Here is a 14,192-nt window from a genome sequence, read left to right on the forward strand (position 1 = left end):
CTTATCATCTAAAGCAAAAAAGCCATTATAAAATGACTTTTTCTTTTAAATCAATCCTTTAGATTTTAAATATCTTTCTGCTACTTTCGCAGCATCTTCTTGTTTGACATTAACATCATAATTCATCTCAATCATCTCTTGGTCAGTAATTTTTCCTGACAGTTTATTGAGAATCTTTTTGAGTTCAGGATATTTTTTTAATAAACTTTCTTTCATCAATGGTGCTGCTTGGTAAGGTGGGAAAAGATTTTTATCATCTTTCAGGACAGTCAGATTATATTGCTTGATTTGACTATCAGTAGAATAAACCTCAGCGACATTCACAGCACCAGAATTTAGTGCTTTATAAATTAAACTATTTTGCATGGTTTTGACATTTAAATCAAGACCATAAAGCTTTCTCAAACCAATATTTCCATCTGAACGATTAGCAAACTCAACGTCAAAGCCTGCAGTTAAACCTGAAACATTCGCTAAATCAGAAATTTTGGTGAGCTGATGCTCTTTAGCAAAATCAGATTTGACGGCAATTGCATATGTATCTTGAAATTTCATTGGGGACAGATATGTAAATTGATTAAGTTTTTTTATTCCTTCTTCTGCCTTTTGCCAAACGACATTAGGATCAGTTGAACTCACTGGATCTTTCAAAAATGTTGAAGTAATGGTTCCTGTGAATTCAGGATATAAATCAATTTTTCCAGCTTTCAAAGCATTATATAAGAAAGTGGTATCACCAAAATTAGATTTTAAGTTCACGCGAATATTACTATCTTTTTCAATCATTAGTTTATACATGTTAATCAAAACATCAGGTTCTGCTCCCAATTTACCAGCAATTGTAATTTGTGGATGATTAGAAGTTTGAGGTCGATAATAAGAGCCTCCAAGAACGAGTAAGCCAATGAAAAAACTGATGAGAATTGTTTTTATCTTGGCTTTTTCTAAAAATTTTAAAAGACTACTGAAAATAATCGCTAATAGTGCTGATGAAATTGCTCCAATTAAAATCAATGAAACATCATTCATATTGATTCCGAGCAGAATAAAGTTCCCTAAGCCTCCAGCACCAATCAAAGCAGCTAGTGTTGCGGTACCAATGACCATAACTGTACTCGTCCGAATTCCTGCCATGATAAAGGGCATCGCTAATGAGAGCTCAAATTTCATCAATCGTTCTCTTCGATTCATCCCAAATGCTATTGCAGCTTCGATTAAAGAAGGTTCAATTTGCTCTAAACCAGTATAAGTATTTTGAACAATAGGGAAAATCGCATAAACAACAAGAGCGACAATTGCTGGTAAACTTCCGATTCCGATGAATGGAATCAAGAGTCCTAGCAGTGCCAAACTAGGTATAGTTTGAAAAATTCCGGTGACTTGCAAAACTGGTTCAGCAATTTTGGGAAGACGTCGTAACAATAAAGCTAAAGGAATCGAAATCAGAATTGCAATAAAAATTGAAATTAATGAAATCTGGATATGTTCTAAAAGCGCCTGCCAAAATTGGCCTTGCTGGCTTTGAAAAGTTGAAATTAGCTGATTCATTTGTCACCTCCTGCGATATAGCATATAATATCATCTGAGGAAATTGACTTGCCCTTGTATTTTAAAACTTCCTTATCAGAAAGACGATTAATTATTTCCGAAATAGCCGTATTGTCAGCAACTTCTTGCGCTTCTGGATTTACTGACAGCTCTGTCAGTAATAAATTTTCAACAGAAACCGTTGATAAATTCTGACGGTATTCTTTAAAAAATGTTTTAACAAAATCATTTGCCGGATGTTGATAGATATCTGCTGGTTCAGCAATTTGTTGGATTAATCCATCATTCATTACAGCGACTCTGTCAGCTAAATAGAGCGCTTCATCTAAGTCATGTGTCACAAAGACCACTGTTAAATTCATTTTTTTCTGTAAGTCTTTGATAAATATTTGTAACTGACGTCGTGAAATTGGGTCAAGTGCTGAAAAAGGTTCATCCATTAAGACAATTTTGGGATTTGCGGCAATGGCTCGTAAAATTCCTACCCTCTGTTGCTCACCACCTGATAATTCACTAGGTTGGCGCTGAGCGTAATCTTTAGGATTCAAACCAACTAAATCAAGTAGCTCATTGGTTCTGTCAGCAATTTTTGCTTTATCCCACCCCTTCATTTCAGGAATTAAAGCAATATTTTCTGAGACAGTCAAATTAGGAAAGAGAGCAATTTGCTGCAGCACATAGCCCACAGATAAGCGCAATTTTCGTAAATTTGCCGTTGATATTTCTTCATTATTGATTAATATTTTTCCCTCACTGTGAGTGACTAATTGATTAATCATTTTTAAAGTGGTCGTTTTCCCACTTCCACTCGGCCCCACTAACACAAAAAACTCTTGGTCTTTAATTGTAAAATTAGCATGATCAAGAATTTTTTTGTTAGCAAAAGCCTTGGACACATTCTGGAATTCAATCATGAATGTCCTCATTTCTATCAGTAAAATTTACTGACAGCTTGAAAATAAAGTCTGTCAGTAAAAAATTTATTCTGCCGTAACTTATTGTTTCTACTATTATAATGTCGGTAGTAATTTATTTTCTGTCAGTAAAAATATTCTAAATCACTAGCCACTGTTGGATAAGTGAAAATCATTTTTTCAACATCCGCCAAAGTCATTTTTTGTTGAATTAAAATATTAATTAAATTAATCACTTCATCAGCCACTGAACTTACCGTTGATGCCCCCACGATTTCTCGCTTTTCATTGAGTGCAACTTTTAATTTTGCCAAGGGGTCATTAATTCTTTTATAAGTATACCAAGAACTTAAATCCAAAGTCTTGGTATGAATCCCCTCACCTGCCAAATGGCCAACCTCAGCCAGTTTTGCCGTTCCAAAAATGATTGTAGGAATTGCTGGATAAGCAATTTTTTGCGGTTCATCCTTAACTAAATTTTCACCTAAATAAGCTCCTTCAAAAGAAGAAACAGGCGTCAAATGAGGTTGATTTTTAGAAAGTACATCTCCCATCGCATAAATTTTAGAATTGCTTGTTTGTAAATATTCGTTTACCTTGATACCTTTAGCATCCGTTTCGACACCTACTTTTTCTAAATTTAGCTTATCACTATTTGGCTGACGGCCTACTCCCGCAATCACTAAATCTGTTTTATGTTCAAAATCAGTCCCGTCAGTCAGTAAAAATCCGTCAGCAACTTTTTCGACTTTATCTACAGAAATATCCTCGATAAATTTAATACCTTGAGCTTTAAGGTAATTAATAAATTCTTGCCCCATTTCTTCATCAAAATGAGCAACTCTCGCTTTTTTACGTGAAATAATAGTAACATCGCTTCCAGCCGCTTTAGCAATTTGAGCCAGTTCTAATGAAATTGGCCCACTCCCTAAAAAGCTGATTTGAGCGGGAAATTCTTCAAGCGCTAAAAAATCATTACTTGTTTTTAAAAATTCTTTTCCATCAATATCTAAAAGACGTGGACGGCTTCCTGTTGCGATAATGTAAGTTTTAGCTTGATAAGTTTTCCCTTCAACTTCAAGCTTTCCTTGGTCATTAAAAGCGGCACTGCCATATATTGTTTCTATTCCAGCATTTTTCAAACCAGTAAAAGTTGATTTTTCATAAGGGTCAGTAATATTTAGCTTACGACTTTTCAGCCCTTTCCAATCAATGTTTAATTCACCAGAAATACCCTGCCCTTTTAACTGTTCGACACGACTTTTGGCTTCGACAACTGCCATCATCATTTTTGTTGGGTCACAACCATAGTTTGGACAAGTTCCTCCCCATTTATCATTCTCAATAATTCCGATTTTGTTATCTTTAGTCTTTAAACGATAAGCTAATCCTAGTCCACCGGGTCCGGCACCAATAATAATATAATCAAACATTCTTTAGCCTCCTAATTATTAATAGATCTTTAAAATGTACTCATGATACAACACTTTAGCTTAATTCTACTTTTTTTCTCTAAAATAATAAACTATTTTGCTTTATATAGAAAAAATTCAGTAGCCTAACTACTGAATTATCCTTCATGAAATTGTTCTTCAATATCCAAATTATAAGAAGCTTCTGTTGCCACTTTAATTTGAATCTCTCTCTTTTTTCTTGGTAAAAATTTTCTAATCTCATCATCATTGTAACCAACTTGTAGTCGCTTATGATCGACAATTAAAGGTCGACGTAAGAGCGTTGGATTTTCTTCAATTATTTGAATCAAATCATTTAATTTAATCGTTTCAAAATCAATATTTAATCGTTGATAAGCTTGACTTCTTCTAGAAATGATATCTCCAGTTCCTTCCTCAGTCAATGCTAAAATCTCTAATATATCTTCCTTACAAATTCGACTCGTAACCAAATTTATTTCTTGGTAAGCAAGATTTTGTTTCTCCAACCATTCTTTTGCTTTTTTACAAGAGCTACAAGATGCTACTGTGTATATTTTTATCATAGTGTTCACCTCATTTTTTTCTTATGGCTTTCTCATTTATATCTTAATTATATTTTACCATAAAAAGACAATTTGTAAAGGGTATCATGAGGAAAAAATTAGGAATTAATTCATTTTTAACCTAAATGAAAAAAACTGCAAAAATACAGTTTTTTTCATTTTATTTATAAATTCGTTTGATTCTATCAGAAAGTAAACAAAGCACTTCATAATTTATCGTTCCACGCCAATCAGCAACATCTGTCGTCGTGATTTCATTAGTCTTATCACGACCAATCAGGGTAACTTTTGTTCCTAGAGGATAAGATTTATCAAGTTTTATCATCATTTGATCCATACAAACTCGACCAACAATCTCACAAAATTCTCCATTTACCAGTACTTTGAAGCCTTGCATTTGACGAGTCCAACCATCAGCATAACCAATTGGAACGGTTCCAATCCATGTTTCTTCACTTGTTTCATAAGTTGCACCGTAACCAACTGTTTCGCCTGCGGCTATTTTTTTAATATGAGTCAATTCAGAAACTAAAGAGAGAGCAGGTTCGATTTCAAAAGGAAGTTCCAAAGTTTTACCACTTGGATTCAAGCCGTACATTGAAATACCTAAGCGTTCAATAGCTTGAACCTGTTCCTTATGCCATAAAGCGGCGGCCGTATTAGTTGAGTGAACAAATTTTGGTTTACGTGATAATCCGGCCATAATTTTGTTAAATCTTGCCTGTTGATCTTTAAATTTTGTATCATCAGCCATATCGGCGGTCGCAAAGTGAGTGAAAATCCCTTCAAAATTAATCGCATATTTATCAGCAAGTTCAATCATCTGATTTGCTTCTTCAACATCCCGAATCCCAATCCGACCCATACCAGAATCTACACCAATATGAATTTTTAAATCTGAAAGTTCTGCTTCTTCTTGAACAACCAATTTTAACCATTCTAAACTTGGGGCAGTAAGACTGATATTAAGAGCAGCTGCAATATCAACATCTTCTGGAACAATTCCTGATAAAACTAAAATCGGTTTAGTTACCAAATGATTCCGTAATTCAATTGCCTCATCAAGGTTTGATACACAAAAACCGCCTACCAAATCGCTCACCGCTTTAGAAACCTCAACCGAGCCATGACCATAAGCATCTGCTTTCACTGCTGGCCAAATTTCCGCATTAGGGTGAATATGTTTTTTAAATTTTTCAATATTATTTCTAATCGCCTTTAAGTCAACAATGGCTGACGTATTGCGATGTGGAGAAGTTTTCATCTTTTAAACCTTCCTCTAGTTTAAGCAAAAATTTTTATTACTTCTTAATTCTTTTCCAAAACAACAAAAGCAACAGCTTCTAAATTACTATGCGAGATAGATAAATGAACCTGTCCATCAAAAGGATGTTTAGTAAAAAAGGGTTTTCCTAATTCATCATTTTTGATTTCAAGGTCATGCATGCCCAAAGCCTTACCAAATCCCGTACCGTAAGCTTTAGAAAAAGCTTCTTTTGCTGCCCAACGTCCCGCAAGAAATTCAGTTTTACGAGCTGTAGATTGAAAACTATTATATTTTTCTAACTCCACTGCCGTAAGAACCTGTTCCACAAAACGTTCAGAACGTGTCAGTGCTTTTTGAATTCGAGAAAGCTCTACATTATCAACACCTGTTCCAAAAACCATTTTTCCACCTCTATTTATGGAATAAAAGGTTAAAATCTGGCAAATTATGCCAGATTTTTAAACCCTTAAAAGTTTAGTCACTAAACTCTTTAATTTTATAAATTACTTTGTAAGTTCATAAATTGCTTCAGCATAAATTACTGCAGCTTTATAAATATTTTCGACAGGTTTCATTTCATTAGCTTGGTGCATTGAATCAGGTTCCCCTTCAAACATCGCACCATAAGCAACACCACGTTCTAAAAGACGACCAAAAGTTCCACCACCAATGATTGTTTCATAACCTTTGAGGCCTGTGTGTTTTTCATAAACATCAATCAATGTTGATACAAGTGGGTCTGACATTGGAACATAATGTGGAACATGAAGATGTTTTGAAAGTTCAACTTCAACAACACCATCAAGTTTAGCAAGAATTTCTTGCATACGTTCTGGACTATTTCCTTGTGGGAAACGGAAGTTAAGCGCGATTTTACCTTCAGAATTCTCATCAAATGACCAAACACCAGCGTTCATTGAAGTATTACCCATTAATTCATCAACATAAGCTGTTCCCAATTTTTCACCTTCATGGTCTTCAAGAAGTTTTTCAGCTCCAACTTTAATGAAAGCAGCAGCACCATCAGCAAAATTAAATTGGTTCAAGAATAAAGTAAGGTAAGTTGCTCCATTTACACCTTTTTCTGGCATCGCACCATGTGCTGATTTACCATAAAGTGTAATTGTCGCTTTTCCAGCACTTTCTTCAAGGTCAAAACGAAGATTTTTGCTTGCATGTTCAGCTACGAATTTTTCAAGTGCAGCTTGTAAATCTTTAGCACCTGAAATTACTGCAGTTGCAGATTCTGGAACCATATTTTCGGCAAGACCAGCTTTAAAGCTGTGAAGAACAACTTCTCCATCATTTTTGCCTACAAAATGGAGATATTCTGTAATATTTCCTTTTTCACCATTGATAATTGGGAATTCAGCATCAGGTGAGAAACCAAAGTCAGGCAATGGCAATTCACAATGTTCAAAATAGTAATCCATATCTGCCCAACCAGTTTCTTCGTTTGTTCCAACGATAAAACGGATTTTTTTGCTTAATGGAAGATTGAGTTCTTTCAAGATTTTAAGAGCATAGTAACATGCAACAGTTGGACCTTTATCATCAGATGCTCCACGAGCATAAAGATTTCCATTACGAATTTCTGGTTCAAATGGATTTGAATCCCAACCAGAACCTGCAGGAACAACGTCTAAGTGACCGATAATTCCAAGAACTTCTGCATCATCACTTGCACCATTTTCGTATTCAAAATGTCCAACATAATTATCATAATTTTTTGTTGTATAACCATCACGTTCAGCAATCTTCAAGAATGCATCCAATGCTTTTCTTGGACCAGGACCAAATGGATTTTCAGCATCTGCATGTTCCATATCCATTGCAGAATCAATGCGCAAAAGGCTAAATAAATCTTCCATCAAAGCGTCTTTACGCTTTTCAACTTCGGCTTTAAAATCAATAGTTGTCATAATCTTCTCCTTGAAGTAGTATATTTATCTATTATACCAAAAATTTGGTTTCGATGGTTACTCCACTATTTTAGCAGATCAATTTTCTTATTCTTCTTATCTAAAATCTCAAACATCTTCACTTGTGGCCCAGCAAGTGGAATTTGTGAACGACTTACTTTTGGTTGGCCATTTTCTGTCAGTACTTTTGAATCAAAATGAACCCACATTTTGTCTTCTGATAATAATTCGTCAGCAACTTCAAAGGTCTCTTCTGGTTTTAATTTAATGATTGCCAAATTCCATTTTTGATGAGAAAAAATGTGAGTAAAATTAGCTATATATTCCATTTTTGAAATACTTTCCGGAAGTTCTGGAATGACAATATTTTTACTGACAGAGCCGTCAGTAATCATTTTTTCAAAATCTGCTGCTGGTAATTCTGTCAGTGGAAATGTCCACATGTCTGCTAACAAGCCTTTCGATGGACGCTTTTCTAAATAATATTCTCCTAATGAATTTTCTAAGGCAAAGGCTGTAAAATACAAATCTTTTTGTTTTATCTTTTTTGTTTTTACTGGATAATTTAATTGTTTTCCTGACGCTGCTGCTGCACAATAGTTTAGTAAGGGACAAGCTTCACATTTCGGACTCTTTGGACTACAAACTAAAGAACCTAAATCCATCAGCGCCTGATTGAAATCACCTGGTCTTTTTTTACTGATGAGCTTTCTTAGGTAGCCATCAAAAATTTTCCTTGAACTGCTTTTAGAAATATCACAATCTAATTCAAACAGCCTGCTGGTCACGCGCATTAGATTTCCATCAATTGCTGGCTCAGCGAGTCCAAAAGAAATTGAGGCAATTGCAGCGGCTGTATAAGGTCCAATTCCTTTTAATGATAATATATCGGCTAGATTGTCAGGAAATTTTCCATTATATTTATCAACAACTTCTTGCGCTGCGATTTTTAGATTACGAGCGCGAGAATAATAGCCCAAGCCTTCCCAAAGTTTTAGAAGTTCAGCATCATCAGCTTGAGCTAAAGTTTCAATCGTCGGATATTTTTTCATGAAACGTTCATAATATGGCATGACAGTTTCAACCTGTGTTTGTTGGGACATGATTTCTGAAATCCATATTTTGTAAGGTTCAGTTGTTTTTCGCCAAGGGAGTGGCTTTTTATTATCATCATACCAAGAAAGTAAATCTTGCTGAAATTCCTTTATTTGATTCTTAGACCAGTCCATCGATTCTCCAATTACTTTCTTAATTCCTAGTTTGTCAGTAAATATTTACTGACAGATTTGCAATAACTAGTTTATTTTACTGACAGAATTTCTGTCAGTAATTTTTATATTTTTTCAAGAATCAAAAGAACTGACAGATTTACTGACAATTCTTTTGATTACTTTATTTTTTACCTTCTAAAAGAGGAACATTATCCTTGAGTGATTCCCAATTTTCATTTTCTTGAATTGGTCCAGACAAAGTTGTTTTCACACGTTCTGCTACTTCATAAGGAATGTCAGCTTCTGCCACTTCTTGTACACTTGCCTCTTCAATTGCTTTCAAATTTTTGAAAGTTGTCAGTAACTTTTGTTTTCGTTTTGGACCAAGTCCAACAATACCGTCCAATTTACTTGAAAATGTATTTTTACCACGTAGTTGTCTATGGAATGTAATCGCAAAACGGTGAACCTCATCTTGAATTCTGGTCAGCAAAAAGAATTCTTGAGATTGTCTTGACAAGGGAACCACGTCTAAAGGATCACCAAAAAGTAATTCTGACGTTTGGTGCTTATCATTTTTTTGCATCCCAGCAACCGGAATCGATAGCCCAAGCTCTTTTAAAACTTGCTTGGCAATGTTAACTTGACCAGCTCCACCATCCATTGCAATCAAATCAGGAAGAGCCGTTTCTTCTTTTAAAGCTCGCGAATAACGTCTCGTCATCACCTCGCGCATTGAAGCATAGTCATCCGCACCAACCACTGTTTTAATTTTATATTTCCGATAATCTTTTTTTGAAGGTTTTCCATCAATAAAAACAACCATTGCAGATACTGGTGAAGTCCCCATAATATTTGAATTATCAAAAGATTCAATTCTTACAGGTTTTGGTATTCCCAAAATTTTACCCAAGTTTTCAACCGCTTTAGTCGTTTTCAAAATATCACGCTCAGCCACATCAAATTTCAATTGTAATTGACTTTGAGCATTCTTAGTTGCCATATTAACCAATTGTTTTTTCTCACCACGGCTCGGTTGAACAATCTGTGTTTTAGCTAAAAGTGATGATAAACGTTTTTCGGCTGATAATTCTTTATCAAGTTTAACAATTGATTGCTCAACATCTTTTTGATCAGAAAATTTAAGCGTCTTGGCCGTAAAAACTTTTGCATCCACTTCTTTAGCTTGAGCTTTAGTTAATAAATTTCCCTCTTGGCTAGCTGCAACTACTGCTTCCACAGATTCCTTATCGATGTCTTGCGGAATAAAAATTTCCCTTGGCATCATATGATTATTATCTTGATAAAATTGTCCAATGTAAGTTAAAAAATCCTCTTCAGCATCATTGTAGTAAGGAAACATATTCACATCACGCTGAATCAATTTTCCTTGGCGCACAAAAAATACTTGGACACACATCCAGCCTTTATCAACATAATATCCAAAAACATCGCGGTCTTTCAAATCTTGATTCATGACCCGTTGTTTTGTTCTTAAAGTTCCAATTGCCTTAATCACATCCCGATACTCAGCAGCTTGCTCAAATTCCATATTATCAGAAGAAACCATCATTTTCGCTTCGAGTTCATTAACAATTTTTTTATCCGAACCTGTCAAAAACTCTTTCACTTCTTGAGTCATATCCTTAAAAACTTGAGGATCAACATGATTAACCACTGGGCATAAGCACTGATGAATATGAAAATAGAAACATACTTTTTTCTCGTGTAAGCCACATTTTCTAAATGGAAAAATTCGGTCTAAAAGGCGTTTAACTTCATTGGCAGCTTTGACATCTGGATAAGGTCCAAAATAAGTCGCACCATCTTTTTGAACTTTACGGACGACCAACAAACGAGGATATTTTTCATTTGTTATTTTTAGGAAAGGATAATATTTATCATCCTTAAGCATAATATTATATTTAGGCTTATAACGTTGAATGAGATTGATTTCCAAAACTAAGGATTCAATATTTGAACCTACAACAATCCATTCCAAATCTTCAATTTCAGAAACTAGTAATTCTGTCTTGGTATTATGAGAACCATGAAAATAAGAGCGCACTCGATTTTTAAGATTCTTTGCCTTTCCGACATAAATAACTGTCCCATTTTTATCTTTATGTAAATAACAGCCAGGACTATCTGGTAATAGTTCTAACTTTGCTTTTATCGTTTGATTCATATTGTTTATTATAGCAAAAAAATGTAGGAGCTGCTCTTCTTTTGGACGTTTATAAAACAAAAAATGACCCATTTACTTGAGTCATTTTCACTTGTTATTTAGTTCCGCCTTCATTATCAGCTTCACCACTTGCCCAAACTCGATTAGCGTAGATTGCATTGAAGAGCAGGGCTCCTTGTAAGGCAACCTGCGATAAATACATTCCTAACTGCCCTTGGGTGTTTACTCCCATAATAAATTGTACCGTTAAAATTGTCCAATAAATTACTGCTGCCGTGTTAACCACAATCCACAGCGACCAATTTTCTTTATATTTCAAAATATACAATACTTGTGCAATGAGTGGAATAATTAAATTTAGAGCATCAAAATAAGGAAGTTGCCCATTTAATAGGGCATCTATGCCCCAAACGACCACCCAAGCAATAAAAGCACCTAGAAAAATTAGACGACGAGTTTTTGGTCTAAATTCATGGATAGCATCATCCTGTCCCCAAAAAAACCACCCCACAGGTTGAGATAAGACATAAAAAATTCCCATAACAAAACTCATCCATGAGTGAGTCTGATAAGCAATTAAAGTCATCGCTAAGGTCTGAACTAAACCAAATGCAAAATTAATTTTACGGCCTTTCATCCCATAAATGAGACAAAGTACACCAAATACACCAGATATCATTCCAATGAAAGAATCAGGGGCAATGATATAGACAATCACTTGTAAGAACAATAAAATTAAGATATATGTGATTTCAAATTTCTTCCAATTTGCAAAAAGTTGCTTAAAAAGCCAAGAATCTTTTGTCATTTTTTCTCCTTTTTATCCTAACGCTTAAAAGCAGTCAAGAATAACGCTTACCGCTTTATTAATTTAAAATATGATGGTAATTTCAGTTCTATTTTTCAACTTTAATCAATTTACAAGTAATAGTTATATTAGCGATTTAAAATTTCTAGAGCAATCTCAATTGTCCGAAGCTCACCTTTATTAACTTTATCATTTCCTGAAACTAAATCATTGACTCCCGCTTGTAAATCTCCTCCGTAAGCAACAACATTATTCAAAATGGATAAAGTTTCTATTCCTCGTAAACGTCCGACTGTAAACAATGCACCAGATTCCATATCTTCGCCCACAATTCCAAATTTAGACCAATATGCTTGAGTTTCTTCATGATTATCCATATAAAAACCATCATGAGAACGAATAATTCCATAAAAACCATCAGGAGCAATTTCTTTTGCTTTATTTAACAAATCAGTAGATGGAACTGCTGGATATTGTTCGGGTACATACATTTTTGTCAAACCGTCATCTCGTACTGCTCCTTCTCCAATAATTGGACTTCCTAAATCGATCCCTAATTGCAAAGCACCCGCAGAACCTACTCTGATAATTCTCTTAACTCCAATATTATGAAGCTCTTCAATCGCAATAGCAGCTGATGGTGCACCTACACCTGTTGACAAAACTAATAGTTCCTTACCTTTATAAGTTCCACAGATTGAGCGAAATTCTCGATTGTATTTTAAGTTTTTTACATCGGTCAAAAATTTTGCGACCTGATCTATTCGAGCTGGATCACCTACAATAATTGCATCAAGTCTAGCATCAGTCTTCTTTAATTGAATATGCGCTTGTCCTTCTTCCATTTTTCCCTCTCTTTTTAATAAACAAATAATCCTTAACTATTAAACAATTAAATTATAGCAAATATTTCAGACAATTCAAAGCTAGTTTGACTGCTTATATGTACAAAAAAAGACCCAGCGGGTCTTTTAGAGGATATTTTTGAATTTTTCTTACAAATCGTTAATATCGAAGTCTTCACCGAGGAAATCAGCAAGTGAGAAGCCTTCTTGTGTTTCAGGCAAATCGTATGAAGGTTTAGCTGCTTTACGTGGTGCGCGTGGTTTGCGATCACGTTTTTCACCGTCGTTGTCGTTGTTACGAGCTGGACGAGCTGGAGCTTCTTCAAGCGCTTTGATTGAAAGTGAGATACGTTCTTCAGCAGGTTTCACGTCAAGAACTTTTACGTTCACAACTTGACCAACTTTAAGAACATCTTTTGGATTTTCAACACGTTCCCATGAAATTTGTGAAACGTGAACAAGTCCTTCAACACCTGGATAAAGTTCAACAAAGGCACCGAAGTCTGTCAAACGTTTAACAGTTCCTTCAACAGTTGATCCAACTGGTGCTTTTTCTTCAACTTGTTCCCATGGTCCAGGTTGTGTAGCTTTAAGTGAAAGTGAAAGACGTCCAGCTTCTGGGTCGAGTTTCAAAATCTTAACGTTAACAACATCGCCAGGTTTTACTGCGTCTGATGGACGTTTGATACGGCTATGTGAAAGTTCAGAAACGTGAACCAATCCGTCGATACCACCAAGGTCAACGAATGCACCGAAGTTTGTTACGCGTGAAACTGTACCTTCAACGATATCGCCTTCTTGAAGTTGTGCAAAAGCTTCTTTACGCATTTCGATTGCTTCAGCTTCAACAACTGCACGACGGCTAAGGATGAAGCGGTTTTCTGAAGCGTTAACTTCGATAATTTTAGCTTCGATTTCTTCGCCAACAAATTTCTTAGTATCTTTAACAAAGTAAGTGTCAATCATAGATGCAGGGATAAATCCACGAACACCGTTATAGTCTACTGAAAGTCCGCCTTTAACGTCTTTAGTAACTTTAACTGTTACGATTTCGCCTTCTTTGCCTTCCAATTGAGTCCAAGCTTTACGAGCTTCAAGACGTTTCAATGAAAGGAGATATACGTTTGCACCTTCGGCTTCTTTACCAACGATTTGTTTGATAACAAGCAAATCAAGAACATCTCCAGGTTTAACGAATGTATTGATATCAGCATCTTTATCGTTAGTGATTTCGCGAAGTGTAAGGACACCCTCAACACCAGTTCCTACGATGGCAACAGTTGCTTGCCCGTTTTCAACTGAAAGGATTTCACCCTTAACGACGTCACGTACTTTAACGTCTTCAACGCTGTTTAATAATGTTTCAAATTCGTTCATTTGTAAAAAAAATTCCTCCAACAATTTGGCTGGTACACAGCCTTACAAAACATTATACCATAAAAAATCGCTTAGGGAAAGCTTTTTTCTTGATTTATATTAAAAAAGTTATA

At 35.2% G+C, this 14,192-nt stretch carries 11 protein-coding genes and 1 pseudogene; all 12 read right to left on the reverse strand.

Going from position 1 to position 14,192, the window contains the following annotated elements:
• Positions 1 to 45 precede the first annotated feature (45 nt).
• A complete protein-coding gene (locus MHB61_RS04450; RefSeq protein WP_003132607.1) occupies positions 46 to 1,548 on the reverse strand; it encodes an ABC transporter permease/substrate-binding protein in 1,503 nt (500 codons plus the stop codon).
• Entirely contained in the window at positions 1,545 to 2,462 is a 918-nt protein-coding gene (locus MHB61_RS04455; RefSeq protein WP_010905586.1) for an ABC transporter ATP-binding protein, read from the reverse strand. Before MHB61_RS04455 ends, MHB61_RS04450 begins: the two co-directional genes overlap by 4 nt.
• Positions 2,463 to 2,587: 125 nt before the next feature.
• Entirely contained in the window at positions 2,588 to 3,895 is a 1,308-nt protein-coding gene (locus tag MHB61_RS04460; RefSeq protein WP_003132604.1) for a dihydrolipoyl dehydrogenase family protein, read from the reverse strand.
• Positions 3,896 to 4,032: 137 nt separating this feature from the next.
• Entirely contained in the window at positions 4,033 to 4,461 is a 429-nt protein-coding gene (locus tag MHB61_RS04465; protein WP_010905585.1) for a Spx/MgsR family RNA polymerase-binding regulatory protein, read from the reverse strand.
• Positions 4,462 to 4,621: 160 nt separating this feature from the next.
• A complete protein-coding gene (gene alr, locus MHB61_RS04470; protein ID WP_003132601.1) occupies positions 4,622 to 5,725 on the reverse strand; it encodes an alanine racemase in 1,104 nt (367 codons plus the stop codon).
• 44 nt (positions 5,726 to 5,769) lie between these two features.
• Positions 5,770 to 6,129 carry a holo-ACP synthase gene (gene acpS / locus MHB61_RS04475; RefSeq protein ID WP_003132600.1) on the reverse strand — a complete coding sequence of 120 codons (360 nt, stop codon included), beginning with the start codon at positions 6,127 to 6,129 and terminating at the stop codon, positions 5,770 to 5,772.
• A gap of 102 nt (positions 6,130 to 6,231) precedes the next feature.
• A complete protein-coding gene (gene pepV / locus MHB61_RS04480; RefSeq protein ID WP_003132599.1) occupies positions 6,232 to 7,650 on the reverse strand; it encodes a dipeptidase PepV in 1,419 nt (472 codons plus the stop codon).
• 65 nt (positions 7,651 to 7,715) lie between these two features.
• A complete protein-coding gene (gene mutY / locus MHB61_RS04485) occupies positions 7,716 to 8,879 on the reverse strand; it encodes an A/G-specific adenine glycosylase (RefSeq protein WP_003132598.1) in 1,164 nt (387 codons plus the stop codon).
• A gap of 235 nt (positions 8,880 to 9,114) precedes the next feature.
• Positions 9,115 to 11,049: pseudogene (uvrC, locus tag MHB61_RS04490) on the reverse strand (excinuclease ABC subunit UvrC); the annotation flags it as partial.
• Between the two features lie 94 nt (positions 11,050 to 11,143).
• Positions 11,144 to 11,857 (reverse strand): nicotinamide riboside transporter PnuC, encoded by a 714-nt coding sequence (pnuC, locus tag MHB61_RS04495; RefSeq protein ID WP_003132596.1) that lies wholly within the window; start codon positions 11,855 to 11,857, stop codon positions 11,144 to 11,146.
• A gap of 128 nt (positions 11,858 to 11,985) precedes the next feature.
• A complete protein-coding gene (locus MHB61_RS04500) occupies positions 11,986 to 12,702 on the reverse strand; it encodes a nucleoside phosphorylase (RefSeq protein ID WP_003132595.1) in 717 nt (238 codons plus the stop codon).
• Between the two features lie 150 nt (positions 12,703 to 12,852).
• On the reverse strand, positions 12,853 to 14,079 hold the full coding sequence (gene rpsA / locus MHB61_RS04505) for a 30S ribosomal protein S1 (RefSeq protein WP_003132594.1): 1,227 nt from the start codon (positions 14,077 to 14,079) through the stop codon (positions 12,853 to 12,855).
• Positions 14,080 to 14,192 lie beyond the last annotated feature (113 nt).

This window comes from Lactococcus sp. FSL K6-0773 (assembly GCF_038006485.1).
Lineage (GTDB): Bacteria > Bacillota > Bacilli > Lactobacillales > Streptococcaceae > Lactococcus > Lactococcus lactis.

Bases quoted from the DNA above. Each gene is read 5' to 3' on its own strand.
- MHB61_RS04450 (WP_003132607.1), bottom strand. From the start codon at position 1,548: ATGAATCAGCTAATTTCAACTTTTCAAAGCCAGCAAGGCCAATTTTGG.
- MHB61_RS04455 (WP_010905586.1), bottom strand. From the start codon at position 2,462: ATGATTGAATTCCAGAATGTGTCCAAGGCTTTTGCTAACAAAAAAATT.
- MHB61_RS04460 (WP_003132604.1), bottom strand. From the start codon at position 3,895: ATGTTTGATTATATTATTATTGGTGCCGGACCCGGTGGACTAGGATTA.
- MHB61_RS04465 (WP_010905585.1), bottom strand. From the start codon at position 4,461: ATGATAAAAATATACACAGTAGCATCTTGTAGCTCTTGTAAAAAAGCA.
- alr (WP_003132601.1), bottom strand. From the start codon at position 5,725: ATGAAAACTTCTCCACATCGCAATACGTCAGCCATTGTTGACTTAAAG.
- acpS (WP_003132600.1), bottom strand. From the start codon at position 6,129: ATGGTTTTTGGAACAGGTGTTGATAATGTAGAGCTTTCTCGAATTCAA.
- pepV (WP_003132599.1), bottom strand. From the start codon at position 7,650: ATGACAACTATTGATTTTAAAGCCGAAGTTGAAAAGCGTAAAGACGCT.
- mutY (WP_003132598.1), bottom strand. From the start codon at position 8,879: ATGGACTGGTCTAAGAATCAAATAAAGGAATTTCAGCAAGATTTACTT.
- pnuC (WP_003132596.1), bottom strand. From the start codon at position 11,857: ATGACAAAAGATTCTTGGCTTTTTAAGCAACTTTTTGCAAATTGGAAG.
- MHB61_RS04500 (WP_003132595.1), bottom strand. From the start codon at position 12,702: ATGGAAGAAGGACAAGCGCATATTCAATTAAAGAAGACTGATGCTAGA.
- rpsA (WP_003132594.1), bottom strand. From the start codon at position 14,079: ATGAACGAATTTGAAACATTATTAAACAGCGTTGAAGACGTTAAAGTA.